The following is a 12,517-nucleotide window of genomic DNA, read 5'->3' on the forward strand; positions in this document are numbered from 1 at the left end:
CAGGCGCTTTTCTCAAGCCTCTAGCGGAACACCGGGGATATCCCAGCTAGAACATCTACTCTGGTAATCAAGCCCCAACGAAAGGACTCTTTTATGCACAGCCATAACAACGGCCTCAAAACAGCCCTCTTGATGGGGTCAATGGTTGGTTTTCTCCTCCTCATCGGAGCAGGGTTTGCCTACTTCACCCGAAGCTCCATCTTTATCCTGATTTTTGGTCTTATCGGGGTAGGTACCGTAGCCTACACCTACTGGAACTCCGACAAGCTCGCTATCCGCTCCATGAACGCCTACCCGGTTACCCGCGAGCAGATTCCTGGCCTCTATGCCATCGTTGAAGAGCTCTCCGCTAAGGCAAACCAGCCCATGCCCAAGCTCTACGTTGCCCCGACCATGACCCCCAACGCCTTCGCTACTGGCCGTAACCCTCAGAATGCCGCGGTCTGTTGCACCGAGGGTATTCTGCAGCTACTCGATGAGCGCGAGATGCGCGGTGTGATTGGCCATGAGCTCATGCACGTTTACAACCGCGATATTCTGACCGGTTCAATTGCCGCCGCTATCGCATCTGTCATCGGTACTATCGCCCAGTTCGCTACCTTCGGCGCCATGTTTGGCGGTAACCGCGAAGAAAACCGCGGTGGCGGCCTCATCTTCACCCTGCTCATCGCCTTCCTGGCGCCCCTGGCCTCAGCCGTCATGCAGATGGCCATTAGCCGCACCCGCGAATACGATGCCGACGAGGACGGCGCCCGCCTCACCGGCGACCCGCTGGCACTGGCATCCGCCCTGCACAAGCTGGAAAACGGGGTGTCACGCTACCCCATGAACCCCGAAAACCGCCAAACCGCAGGTGCAGCCTCCATGATGATTGCTAACCCCTTCCGAGGCGGTGGTTCGATTAAGAACCTGATGGCCACCCACCCGCCCATGGCTGACCGTATCGCCCGCCTCGAAAATATGGCTCGTCAGAACGGGCAGCTCTAGACTTCAGGTCACGCTGACTGAAAGTTGACCGTACAAATCTGAACAGGTTAAAGAAGTGCTCCCCGCATACCAGGTATGCGGGGAGCGCGTTTTGAGGGGCGGACGTCCGCCACGGGGCAGGTGCCTAGCGGTAGTTGACGAACTGCAGGTCAACCTCAAGGTCGGCGCCCTTGAGTAGGGCAATGACGTCCTGCAGGTCATCGCGGGACTTAGAGGTTACGCGCAGCTCATCGCCCTGAATGGTGGCCTTGACCGACTTGGGGCCCTCCTCACGAATGAGCTTAGAGATTTTCTTGGCCTGGTCCTGGGCAATACCCTCCTTGATGGAGGACTCAATGCGGTATTCCTTACCTGAAGCGTAGGGGTCGCCAGAATCCAGGGACTTGAGCGAGATACCGCGCTTGACCAGCTTGGACTGGAAGACATCGAGCACGGCCAGGGCGCGCTCTTCGGAGTTTGCCTTAATCAGGATCTTTTCGCCGGAGAAATCAATCTCAGCGCCGACACCGCGGAAGTCGTAGCGCTGGGCTACTTCCTTCTGGGCCTGGTTGAGGGCGTTAGAAACTTCCTGCTTGTCGACCTTTGAAACAACGTCGAATGATGAATCGCTTGCCACGGGTATTTACCTCTTCTGCTTGTAGACGGTGTGACTTATGCCCCTGACATAACGGTGCGGGGAGGGGCTTCTCTACAAAGGTACCCTGTTTTTCGGAGGGTATGCAGGTTATCTCAATCGTTATGAAACTGTGACACCATTCTCAGCTAAAGTTCATCTTGGTTTGGGAGGATGAAGTCATGGCTGAAAAGAAGACAGCTGCCCACGCTGCAGCCGGTATACAGCCCGGCTCAGGAACCACTCCGGCAGCGCACCAGGTACTAGCTGTAACTGACGAAACCATGCAACGAGCTTACGAAGCTCTCCTTGCAGATTTGGCGGCGGACGGTTTTGCCTCCGCTCAGGCAGCGGAACCCATGACAGATGAGGAGCATCAGGGCGATCAGTCCTTTGATTTCGCTCGCGGTCTCGGCCAGACCCTTCACAATTCGGGTTTGGTTGCCAGATTCGAGGGTGTGAAAGAAAACCTTTCCCGTGAAATTCGCGGTGGCATGTGCACCCCTGACCAGGCCTATGCCTACCTGGAAAACCTTGAAATATCGCTCCTGCTAGAGCAAGAAGCCCTCGCGGCAAGCTCTGCGTCTAACTAACATAGCCCCGACCGGCGTCCGCTCTCACAGCGCGCCGGTCGGCCCGCTTAAGTGGTCTTTACAACAAAAGCTACTTTCGGTTTGGCAAGCTGCCTAAAAGTGTGTAAAGTATTCTACTGTTCGCTCAAACGAACACATTCAAGAAATTGAATACGGCAGATTACCCGAGCGGCCAAAGGGGGCTGACTGTAAATCAGCTGGCATTGCCTACGGGGGTTCAAATCCCTCATCTGCCACAGCGAAAATCCCGCCTCACACGAGGCGGGATTTTTTATTCCCCTAGTGAGCTAGCTTCATTATCAGAGAAACCGGCCACAGTCTTTAGACAAGCCCCGATAAAACCGGTAGCGTGTTTCTCATGGCAACCATTGAAATTACCCAGGAAAACCTGACCCAGAACGTCGAAAACTCAGATATTCTCTTCCTCGACTTCTGGGCCGATTGGTGCGGCCCCTGCAAGCAGTTCGGCCCCATCTTCGAAGCTGCTTCTGAAAAGCACGCCGATATCACCTTCGGCAAGGTCGACACCGAAGACCAGCAGCAGCTGGCCGCCGCAGCAGGTATCACCTCTATCCCCACCATCATGGGCTTCCGCGAGGGCGTTCTCGTCTTCTCTCAGCCCGGCGCCCTGAATGCCCAGCAGTTCGACCAGATTATCGACGCGGTCAAGGGTCTGGATATGGCCGAGGTGCACAAGCAGGTTGCCGAGGCTGAAGCAGCCCAGGCTGAGCAGGCCTAAGGCCACTAACTTTCTTTATATAAGTCGCCCTCCCCCTAATTGGGGGAGGGCGACTTCGTCTTAGAAGGACCGCATATCCTGCGGGGCGTATCGGGGGCCGCGGCGCGGTTCGCTGATCCCGGCGGCCTTAATGAGGGCCACGACCCGCTGGCGGTGCCCGGCATAGGGAGCAAGTAGCTCTACCATGCGGGCGTCATCGCCGCGGGTACCATCGAAGGCGTAGGTGACGTGGTGGGCGAGATGATAGTCGCCCACGCTGACGGCGTCGGGGTGGCCGCAGTAGCGTTGCAGGGTTTCTGCGATGGTCCAGGGGCCAATACCGGGAACCGAGTTCAGTGCCCGGGCGAGTTCGCTCACGCTGTGCTGGGCGGCAAACCGTTCGAAGGACTCAGCCCGGTTCGCATAGTGCACCATGGCAGATGAGCGGGAGCGGTCAAAGCCGGCGCGGTGGTAGGCCCAGTCAGGAATCTGGGCAAAGGTGGACGCCTGCGGGAAGATAACAAGCCCCGGCGGCTGGTCGGGGAGCCCGGTTGCAGGAGCTGGTTCACCGTACTGGCGTAGCAGGGCCCGCATACCTCCCATAGCCTCGATGCCGGTGACTCGTTGTTCGGTGATGGCGAGTAGCAGGTTTTGCGAGAGCAGGCCAACAGAGGGTAGCCGCAGCCCCGGTGCCTCGGCCCGTGCCCGCACCAGCCTAGCTGGCAGCTGCCCCCAGGCCTCTGAGGCGTAGAAGCCGGCCCAGCGGTCCTGCTCACCCACCCAGCCCGGCACGCGAGCCGCAAAAGCTTCCAGGGCGGACGCAGATGATGTACCGCTAGGGGAGCTGGCACCCGCCCAAATCGTTACCTCAATTGGGGCGCGCAGGTCGGCGGGGTGCGTCCTGGCAAAACGAACAAGCAGACCCACCCCAGCTTCGCGGGCAGTCGCCCAAAAAACAGGGCCAGCAGGCCCGGCTACCTGACGAAAGAGGGGGTCAAAGGCTCCGCGCTGTAGGGGAGCAAAGGTCTGGCCCAGGTGGACCCGGTGGGTTGGTTCCAGAACAAAATGCGCGCGCAACATGCTCACCATCGTCTCACACCCGCTCTACCCGACCCACAGAACCACTTTGCTGTCTATACTCGTACAAGACGCCGCACCCGTGGCGCCCACCCCAACCTCAGACGAAGAAGGCGCATGAGCTCCCCCCTACTGCCAGCAGAAGCCCACCCCATCAGGGCGCGTATCAGCGCTGCAGCCCTGGCCCTAGCTGTCTTTGCCCTCTACAGCGTCTACTCCTGGCTGCAGTGGCGGCACTACGTGGTGCCCTCCTGGGATCTCGGTATCTTCTCGCAGCTGGCTAAGGCATATGCCTCAGGGCAGGCCCCGGTTGTGCCGATCAAGGGGGAGGGATTCAACCTGCTGGGGGACCACTTCCACCCCGTCACGGTGCTACTGACCCCCTTCTACTGGCTCTGGCCTACACCCGCCACCCTGCTCTATGTGCAAAACGGGCTGGTCGCCCTGTCTGTCTACCTGCTAGTGCGTTTTGCCCAGCGAATCCTGGCCCCCTGGGCAGCCCTGGCCCTGGGCCTTGCCTACGCCCTGAGCTTCGGTATCCAGCAGGCTGTAGCCGTTCAATTCCACGAGGTTGCCTTCGCCCTGCCCCTGCTCGTCATGAGCCTGGGCTACCTGGCCATGACCCGCCTGACGGATGCCCCCGCCCCCCTGCTACGCCGCTCCATCTACTGGGCAGCCCCTCTGGTCTTCGTCAAAGAGGACGTCGGCATCACGGTTTTCGTGATCGGGCTCGTTGCCCTGGCCCGCACCGGCTGGTTCTCAACCGCCAGCAGCATAGCCTTCCCCTCGGTGTCCGCCCCTATACGCCCCCGCCGCGAACGCTACCGCACCCTGCTGCGCTCCTGGGGCAATACTCCCGCAGTCGCCGAAGCCAGCCTGCTCATGCTCTGGGGCATAGTCTGGCCCCTGCTCGCCATTGGCCTAATCCTGCCCCACTTCAATACCGGGGGAGTCTTCGACTACTCCGATAAGCTCGACATCGCAGCGGCTATCGGTGACCCCCTCGGCGCCTTCGCCCAGCTCTTCTACCCCTGGCAAAAAACTGCCACCCTCGGGCTACTTCTGCTCACCGGCGTCCTGGCCTGGACCACCAGCCCCCTCGCCCTCATCGCCGCCCCCACCCTCATCTGGCGTTTCCTTTCACCCCAAGAGGGCTACTGGGAACCCACCTGGCACTACAACCTCGTGCTCATGCCCATCGTCTTCACCGCCCTGCTCGATGTGCTTGCCCGAGCCGTCGCCCGTACGCACCTCCCCGCCTATCGGCTCGGGGCAACACCCGCCGGGCGCACCGTCCGCACAATCCTTGCAACCCTGCGCCACCGCGCCCCGGTAGCCCTGCCCGCGCTCGCCCTCATCATCAGCCTAGGACTCCTGCCCAACCAGCCCCTGGCCCAGCTGGCTGACCCGGACTTTGCCACCACAGAGCCTTCCACCACTGACCAGATGAAGGCTGAAGCCGTCGCCGCTATCCCAGAAGGCGCCACCGTAGCTGCCGACCTCTCCGTCCTCACCTACCTGGTGCCCAACCACACCGCCTACTGGATCGGCCACTCCGGGGAACCCGGCCCCGACTACGTGCTCGTCGACAAACTCGGCAGCGCCTGGGGCGGCAACCCGCCCAGCAGCGCCGTCGCCTACGCCACCGACCGCTACGGTACCGCCACCTACATTCACTACCGCACCATCGGCACCATCGACATCGCCGTCCGCACCCGCTAGCTGTACCCTCTATCACCACCCGGGCCCAAAACGCCCAAACTAGGGTAGAGTTGAAAACGTAAGACTCGGGAACCCCCGACCATTTCTCTTCAGCGCCCACGCCCGCTACTGGCACACAACCACAGGGCCACGCGCGTTCAACGAACATACTTAGGCTAAGCAGACCGTTGAACCTTCGACTAGAGAACCTGATGTGTAATCAGCTCGCCCAAGCGCGCACCCCTGATAGCCAGCGCCCACGAACCGAAGACCTCTGATCTTTGAGGCCCCTCGCGAGCATTCCACGGGGACACCCCGTACAGCACCTCCACCTCAGTGAGAGTGCTGAAACCCCACTCGATGAGGACAACATTGACTGAAAATACTGCCGTTAACGCAGAAACCGCAACCGACGCCATCTTCCAGGAACCGGTTGTAGACACCCCCACCCAGCAGGTAGAAAAGGACGAGGACGGCGGCACCCGCTTCACCGACCTGGGCCTGGACGCCCGCGTCCTGGCAGCCCTCGAAAAAGTCGGCTACGAAAAGCCCTCACCTATCCAGGCTGAAACCATCCCCCTGCTGCTTGAAGGCCGCGACGTCGTCGGCCTAGCCCAGACCGGCACCGGCAAAACCGCAGCCTTCGCCCTACCTGCCCTCTCAACCCTGGCAGAACTGGCCGACATCAACGGCATCTCCAAAGACACCCAGGTACTCGTCCTAGCCCCCACCCGCGAACTGGCCCTGCAGGTTGCCGAAGCCTTCTCGTCCTACGCAACCGAAATGCCCGACTTCACCGTGCTGCCCGTCTACGGCGGCTCACCCTACGGCCCCCAGCTGGCGGGCCTCAAGCGCGGCGCCCAGGTCGTTGTCGGTACCCCCGGCCGCGTCATCGACCACCTGAAAAAGGGCTCCCTGGACCTCTCCAACCTGCAGTACCTGGTACTGGACGAAGCCGACGAAATGCTCCGCATGGGCTTCGCCGAAGACGTAGAACAGATTCTGGCAGACACCCCCGACTCCAAGCAGGTTGCCCTCTTCTCAGCAACCATGCCCAAGACCATCCGCAAGATCGCTGAGCAGTACCTCAACGACCCCGCAGAAATTCGCGTCAAGTCAAAGACCACCACCAGCGCCAACATCCGCCAGCGCTACATGCAGGTCATGCACTCCCACAAGCTCGAAGCCATGACCCGCGTGCTTGAGGTCGAAGACTACGACGGCATCATCGCCTTCGTCCGCACCAAGAAGGAAACCGAAGAAGTCGCCGACAAGCTCAAGGCCCGCGGCTACCAGGCTGCCGCCATCAACGGCGATATTCCCCAGAACCAGCGCGAACGCACTGTTGAAGCCCTGCGCGATGGCCGCATCGACATCCTGGTTGCCACCGACGTTGCCGCCCGCGGCCTCGACGTCGAGCGTATCTCCCTGGTCGTCAACTTCGACATCCCCCACGACACCGAATCCTACGTGCACCGCATCGGCCGAACCGGTCGCGCAGGCCGCGCCGGCGAAGCCATCCTCTTCATGACCCCGCGTGAAAAGTACATGCTCCGTCAGATCGAAAAGGCAACCCGCCAGCAGGTCGAACAGATGCACATGCCCACCGTTGAAGACGTCAACGCCAACCGCAAGCAGAAGTTCGCCCAGCAGATCACCGACACCATCGAAACCGAAGATCTCAGCTTCTTCCGCGAACTCATCGACGCCTACGCCAACGAACACGACGTTGAAGGCGAAGAAATCGCAGCAGCCCTGGCCGTCATCGCCCAGCAGGGTCGCCCCTTCCTGGCCGAAGAAATGCCCGAACCCAAGAGTAAGAAGCGCGACCGTGACCGCGACTTCGACCGCGACGACAAGCCCCGCGGCGGCCGCCGCCACTCCGAAGAAGGCATGGTCGACTACAAGCTCAACGTAGGTCGCTCCTCCCATGTCTCACCCGCAGCTATCGTCGGTGCTCTCACCAACGAAGGCGGCCTCAAGGGCAAGCAGGTCGGTGCAATCGACATCCGTCAGCACTTCACCATCGTCTCCCTACCCGAAGCAGAACTGCCCGGTGACTTCTTCGAGCGCCTGCGCGACACCCAGGTAGCCGGCGAATTCATCAACATCAAGCGCGACCGCGGCCCCAAGGGCGGCGGAGGCGGACGCAAGTTCGACCGTGACGACCGCGGCTTCGGTAAGAAGGACTTCGGCGGCAAGAAGAAGTTCGACGGCAAGAAATTTGACCGTGACGACCGCGGCTTTGGCGGAAAGAAAAAGTTCGACCGCGACGACCGCGGCTTCGGTGGCAAGAAGAAGGGCCGCAAGAAGTTCTAAGGATAAGGTTCTGCAGGCTCGCGCTCGATGGAGCCCAGCAGATTCCGAGCGCGCGAGGAAAATAATCTGCGGGCGGAATAGGCGCAAGCCTGACCCTCACGCCCCGCCTGACGGCGGATTCCGTTCGCTCTTATGTGCTCGCGCGCTCGCACTTGCTCACTTCATCCGAGCCAGCAGCTTCGCTGCGAGCCTGCGCCACCTTACCCATAGGGCACCATTTCAACTTGTGCCCTAGAACACCCAAAAAAACAGGTTCTAGATTTGCGTCTTCCAAAGGTTGTACCGTAAGCTAGTATCTGTTGCCCCGATAGCTCAGTGGTAGAGCGCCATCTTGGTAAGATGGAGGTCCCGGGATCGATTCCCGGTCGGGGCTCTGTATGAACCCAAAAGTTCATACGTGGCGGTGTAGCTCAGCTGGTTAGAGCGCACGACTCATAATCGTGAGGTCGACGGATCGAGCCCGTCCACCGCTACGCCCCGATAGCTCAGTGGTAGAGCGCCATCTTGGTAAGATGGAGGTCCCGGGATCGATTCCCGGTCGGGGCTCAGATAACCTGTCAAGCATTAGCTTGGCAGGTTTTTTGTTTGTAGAGTGGTTTCTATGGCTATTAACCAAGAGATTGTAGGCCGCACCTACCCGGCCACAGAGCCCTATCTGGTGGGGCGGGAGAAAATCCGTGAATTCGCTACAGCCGTGAAGGCCACCAGCCCCCTGCACTTTGATGTGCAGGCTGCCCAGAGCGTAGGCTACAGCGACTTGATTGCCCCGCCCACCTTCGCCATTATTCTGGCCCAGAAGGCAGACGCCGCCCTGATTAGTGACCCCGAAGCCGGTATTGACTTCTCCCGAGTGGTCCACGCTGACCAGCGCTTCACCCACCACCGCCCAATCGTGGCAGGGGACGAGCTGCTGACCGAGGTGCACGTCGATAGCGTGCGCGTCATGGGAGCCGGCGCTATGCTGACCACCCGCGAAGAAATCACCACTGTAGAGGGCGAAAAGGTCGCCACCTGCATCTCATCGCTGCTGGTTCGGGCGGAGGACTAACCCATGGCTATCTCTTTTGACTCCCTTGAAAAGGGTACCGAGATTGGTGCCCGTCAGATCCCTGTCACCCGCGCTGACCTGGTGGCCTACGCGGGCGCGTCCGGCGACTTCAACCCCATCCACTGGAACGAGCGCTTCGCAACCGCTGTGGGTCTGCCCGGCGTCATCGCCCACGGCATGTTCACCATGGGCGCTGCCGTGCAGCTGGTGACCGACTGGGTAGGCGACGCCGGTGCGATTGTGGACTACCAGACCCGCTTCTCCAAACCGGTTCCGGTACCCGATGCTGATGACGCGGCCTCTCCAGCTACCGGCGGAAACGTCATCTCGGTTGCCGGTAAGGTCGGTGCCCTGGACGCGGACGCCCGCACCGCCCGCATCGACCTGACCGTCACCGCTCCCGACAGCGAGGGCAAGGAGCAGAAGGTGCTGATGAAGGCCCAGGCTCTCGTGAAGCTCGCTTAACGCCCCCACCTTGCGCACTAAAGGCGCCCGTTCAGAGATTGAGCGGGCGCCTTGTTGTGCACGACCACTAGAATAGACAGCAGGACACAAACACACTCGCGCCCTCTTAGCTTTACTACGAGAGAATCGACCTTACCCACCATGGCACATAAACCCCGCACCCAGCTTTCCGACCGGCAGATTAAGACCTGGTACAGGGCTGTGCTGGGGCTTTTCTTTGCCAGCGGTTTAGTGGTTTCTGCCCTGCTGACCCGCCTGCCCGATGTGGCTAACGGGCTGGGGCTGAGTTCCGGGCCCATGGGCTTGCTGCTGCTGGGTATGACTATCGGCTCCTTCTGCGCCGTGAGCTTCTCAGGTGCCTTCGTTGCCCGTTTTGGCGCTATCCGCTGTATCGCTGCAGCCTACACCACCACCGTCACCGGCATGCTCATGATCGGCCTGGGCGTGCACCTTGCCAGCGTGCCCGTGACCCTGCTTGGCCTCATGCTTCAGGGCTTGGGCAGCGCTGTCTCCAACGTGGCCTCCAACGTGCAGGGCGTAGCCAACGAGCGGGCACTGGGGCGCTACGTCACCCCCATCATGCACGGCTTCTTCTCGATCGGTACCGTAGCCGGTGCCGCCATCGGCACACTCGACACCCGCCTGGGCGTGCCCTTCGCCGTTCACATGGCCTACTTCGCGCTAGCGGTTGCTGCCCTCGTCCTCATCTCCCTCAAGTTCTGCCACAGCGAAAACTACGGCCAGGACGACACCCAGGCCATCGCCGCCGTCGGCTCCTACCGGGTGCGCGACGCCTGGCGCGACAAACACACCATCCTCATCGGCCTCTTCGTACTGGGTATGGCACTGGCCGAAGGCTCCGCCAACGACTGGGTCGCGCTCGCCCTCACCCACGACTACGGCACCAGCAACACCATCGGGTCTCTCGGCTACTTCACCTTCGTGGTAGCCATGATGGTGGGGCGTTTTGGCGGCACCGCCCTGCTCAACCGCTTTGGCCGGGTGCCGGTGCTCCGCACCACCTGCTCGCTCGCCATTATCGGCCTGGCCCTCTTCATCTTCGCCCCTACCGTGCCCCTGGGCTTTGTCGGCCTGCTGGTCTGGGGTCTGGGCGCCTCCCTCGGCTTCCCGACCGGCATGTCAGCTGCCTCGGACGACCCGCTCAAGGCCGCCGTCCGCGTCTCCGTTGTCTCAACTATCGGCTATGCGGCCTTCCTGGGCGGCCCGCCCCTGCTGGGCCTGCTGGGGGAGCACTTTGGCATCCGCAACGGCCTGCTCGCCGTGCTGGTTTTTGTGGTTGTGTCCCTACTGCTCACCAGCCAGCTGGAACCCAAGAAGCCGGGCAACACCGTCCACACCGAAAAGCTCTAGGGGCGTTAGCCGCCAGGACGCCCGCGCCCAGCTCCCAGCGCCCGGTGAGCACGCTCGCAGGCGGCACCCGGGCAGAGCCGGTAGAATAGGCACCGTGACTGACAAGCTTTTAAGTGAACTGACCACTGCCGCTGTGGGCGGCCCCGCCCGTCTCTTCGTTGAGGCCACCAGCGAGCAGGAAATTATTGATGCCGTAACCGCCGCCGACCGTGCAGGAGAAGACCTGCTGGTGGTGGGCGGGGGCTCTAACCTGCTGGTAGCCGATGAGGGCTTTGACGGGGCAGTGGTGCACATCGCTTCAACCGGTATTGAAACCGTGAGCGACTACGCCTGCGGTGGCACCACCCTGCGCGTGCAAGCCGGCCACACCTGGGACGACCTGGTAGCCTACGCCGTAGAGAACGAGCTCTCCGGTATCGAGGCCCTCTCCGGTATTCCCGGCACCGTGGGTGCCACCCCCGTGCAGAACGTGGGGGCCTACGGCTCTGAGGTCGCCCACACCATCGCCTCGGTTCGCACCTGGGACCGCGAAACCGGCGGCTACAAGACCTTCGCTAACGCCGACTTGAAGTTCGCCTACCGCGACTCGATCCTTAAGCAGTCCACCGTCAACGGGTCTCCCCGCTATGTGGTGCTGACCGTAGACTTCCAGCTGCCGCACGGCTCCCAGTCCGCCCCCGTCCGCTACGCTGAGCTGGCTCGCCAGCTGGGTGTTGAGGTGGGGGAGCGCGCCGACTCCCGCCTGGTGCGCGAAACCGTGCTGCGCCTGCGCGCCGGCAAGGGCATGGTGCTGGACGCTGCCGACCGCGATACCTACTCCACCGGCTCCTTCTTCACCAACCCCATCGTGGGGCAGGACGTCGCAGCCCAGCTCCCCGAGGACGCCCCCCGCTACCCGGCAACCACCCCCGCCGGTGAACCCCTGGACGGCATGGTCAAGCTCTCTGCCGCCTGGCTGATCCAGCACGCCGGGTTCGATAAGGGCTTCGGCCTTGAGGGCGAGGCCGCTGAGCTTGCCGGCGGCAGAGCGTCGCTTTCTACCAAGCACACCCTGGCTATCACCAACCGCGGTGGCGCCTCGACCGCCGATATCGCGGCTATCGCCCGCGCTGTGCGAGCCGGGGTCGAGGAAAGCTTCGGGGTGCGCCTGGTCCCTGAGCCTGTGGTCGTTGGGTTCACTCTCTAACGCAGGGGCGCCATGAGCCTAGAGAAAGAAATCGAGAGCGGGCAGGGCGGACGCCTACACCGGCGTATGGAGCGCTTCCGCGCCTTCATGGGGCGGCACGCCGCCCTGCTCCTGCTCTACCGCCTGCTCATCATCGGGCTAGGTTTTTTGTGCATCGTCGCCGGCATTATCATGCTGGTGACGCCCGGCCCCGGCTGGCTTTTCATCTTCATGGGCATGAGCCTGTGGGGTACCGAATTCCACTGGGCCCACCGCCTGAACGTGTGGGCGAAAGCTAAGGTGCTGAACATCTGGCGGCAGATAGAGGCTAAGCGGCACCGAGCCCACCGCCGTCGCACCGCCGCCCGCTGGGCCAGCCGCAGCAACCGCAGCCACTACTGCCCAACGGGCTGCCACTACAGGCAAACATCATAATATTTCGAATATTTCGAATAGTGCT

Annotated in this window: 12 protein-coding genes and 4 tRNA genes; 14 read left to right on the forward strand and 2 right to left on the reverse strand. The window is 61.8% G+C overall.

All coding sequences use genetic code 11. The features are described 5' to 3' along the window. Nucleotides 1-93 precede the first annotated feature (93 nt). Complete coding sequence (htpX, locus tag ACEE43_RS10710; protein WP_135012477.1) at nucleotides 94-987, forward strand: zinc metalloprotease HtpX; 894 nt, start codon at nucleotides 94-96, stop codon at nucleotides 985-987. A 124-nt stretch (nucleotides 988-1,111) separates the two neighbouring features. Here the strand turns inward: htpX and ACEE43_RS10715 are convergent, their stop codons facing one another. After that, nucleotides 1,112-1,603: a YajQ family cyclic di-GMP-binding protein gene (locus ACEE43_RS10715; protein WP_237184942.1), complete on the reverse strand. Its 492-nt coding sequence runs from the start codon at nucleotides 1,601-1,603 to the stop codon at nucleotides 1,112-1,114. A 179-nt stretch (nucleotides 1,604-1,782) separates the two neighbouring features. On the opposite strand from ACEE43_RS10715, the gene ACEE43_RS10720 reads away from it, so the two are divergent. The 3 genes from ACEE43_RS10720 (at nucleotide 1,783) to ACEE43_RS10730 (ending at nucleotide 2,932) form a co-directional block, all read left to right on the forward strand. Beyond that, entirely contained in the window at nucleotides 1,783-2,193 is a 411-nt protein-coding gene (locus ACEE43_RS10720) for a hypothetical protein (protein ID WP_449107408.1), read from the forward strand. A 154-nt stretch (nucleotides 2,194-2,347) separates the two neighbouring features. Beyond that, nucleotides 2,348-2,429, forward strand: a tRNA-Tyr gene (locus tag ACEE43_RS10725). A 122-nt stretch (nucleotides 2,430-2,551) separates the two neighbouring features. Then, nucleotides 2,552-2,932: a thioredoxin family protein gene (locus ACEE43_RS10730; protein WP_135012472.1), complete on the forward strand. Its 381-nt coding sequence runs from the start codon at nucleotides 2,552-2,554 to the stop codon at nucleotides 2,930-2,932. Nucleotides 2,933-2,992: 60 nt separating this feature from the next. On the opposite strand, the gene ACEE43_RS10735 is transcribed toward ACEE43_RS10730, so the two are convergent. Then, the gene (locus ACEE43_RS10735; RefSeq protein WP_449107409.1) at nucleotides 2,993-3,991 is read right to left on the reverse strand and encodes a DNA-3-methyladenine glycosylase family protein; all 999 of its coding nucleotides are present in this window, start codon (nucleotides 3,989-3,991) and stop codon (nucleotides 2,993-2,995) included. Nucleotides 3,992-4,105: 114 nt separating this feature from the next. Between ACEE43_RS10735 and ACEE43_RS10740 the strand changes: the two genes are divergently transcribed. From ACEE43_RS10740 to ACEE43_RS10785, 10 genes are all read left to right on the forward strand, one after another. After that, nucleotides 4,106-5,710 carry a DUF2079 domain-containing protein gene (locus ACEE43_RS10740; protein WP_449107410.1) on the forward strand — a complete coding sequence of 535 codons (1,605 nt, stop codon included), beginning with the start codon at nucleotides 4,106-4,108 and terminating at the stop codon, nucleotides 5,708-5,710. Between the two features lie 339 nt (nucleotides 5,711-6,049). Further along, nucleotides 6,050-8,008: a DEAD/DEAH box helicase gene (locus ACEE43_RS10745; protein WP_449107519.1), complete on the forward strand. Its 1,959-nt coding sequence runs from the start codon at nucleotides 6,050-6,052 to the stop codon at nucleotides 8,006-8,008. Nucleotides 8,009-8,309: 301 nt separating this feature from the next. Continuing rightward, nucleotides 8,310-8,381 (forward strand) — tRNA-Thr (locus ACEE43_RS10750). A 26-nt stretch (nucleotides 8,382-8,407) separates the two neighbouring features. Then, nucleotides 8,408-8,481: transfer RNA gene (locus tag ACEE43_RS10755), tRNA-Met, on the forward strand. 1 nt (nucleotide 8,482) lies between these two features. Then, nucleotides 8,483-8,554, forward strand: a tRNA-Thr gene (locus tag ACEE43_RS10760). 55 nt (nucleotides 8,555-8,609) lie between these two features. Further along, nucleotides 8,610-9,056 carry an FAS1-like dehydratase domain-containing protein gene (locus ACEE43_RS10765; RefSeq protein WP_449107411.1) on the forward strand — a complete coding sequence of 149 codons (447 nt, stop codon included), beginning with the start codon at nucleotides 8,610-8,612 and terminating at the stop codon, nucleotides 9,054-9,056. A gap of 3 nt (nucleotides 9,057-9,059) precedes the next feature. Beyond that, nucleotides 9,060-9,521: a MaoC family dehydratase gene (locus ACEE43_RS10770; protein WP_449107412.1), complete on the forward strand. Its 462-nt coding sequence runs from the start codon at nucleotides 9,060-9,062 to the stop codon at nucleotides 9,519-9,521. Nucleotides 9,522-9,662: 141 nt separating this feature from the next. Then, nucleotides 9,663-10,892, forward strand: a complete 1,230-nt coding sequence (locus ACEE43_RS10775; protein ID WP_449107413.1) for an MFS transporter — start codon at nucleotides 9,663-9,665, stop codon at nucleotides 10,890-10,892. Nucleotides 10,893-10,986: 94 nt separating this feature from the next. Beyond that, nucleotides 10,987-12,078, forward strand: a complete 1,092-nt coding sequence (locus tag ACEE43_RS10780; protein WP_237241562.1) for a UDP-N-acetylmuramate dehydrogenase — start codon at nucleotides 10,987-10,989, stop codon at nucleotides 12,076-12,078. A 12-nt stretch (nucleotides 12,079-12,090) separates the two neighbouring features. Then, a complete protein-coding gene (locus ACEE43_RS10785) occupies nucleotides 12,091-12,492 on the forward strand; it encodes a PGPGW domain-containing protein (protein ID WP_449107414.1) in 402 nt (133 codons plus the stop codon). The last annotated feature ends 25 nt before the right edge of the window (nucleotides 12,493-12,517 follow it).

The organism is Rothia sp. 11254D007BW (genome assembly GCF_053548195.1).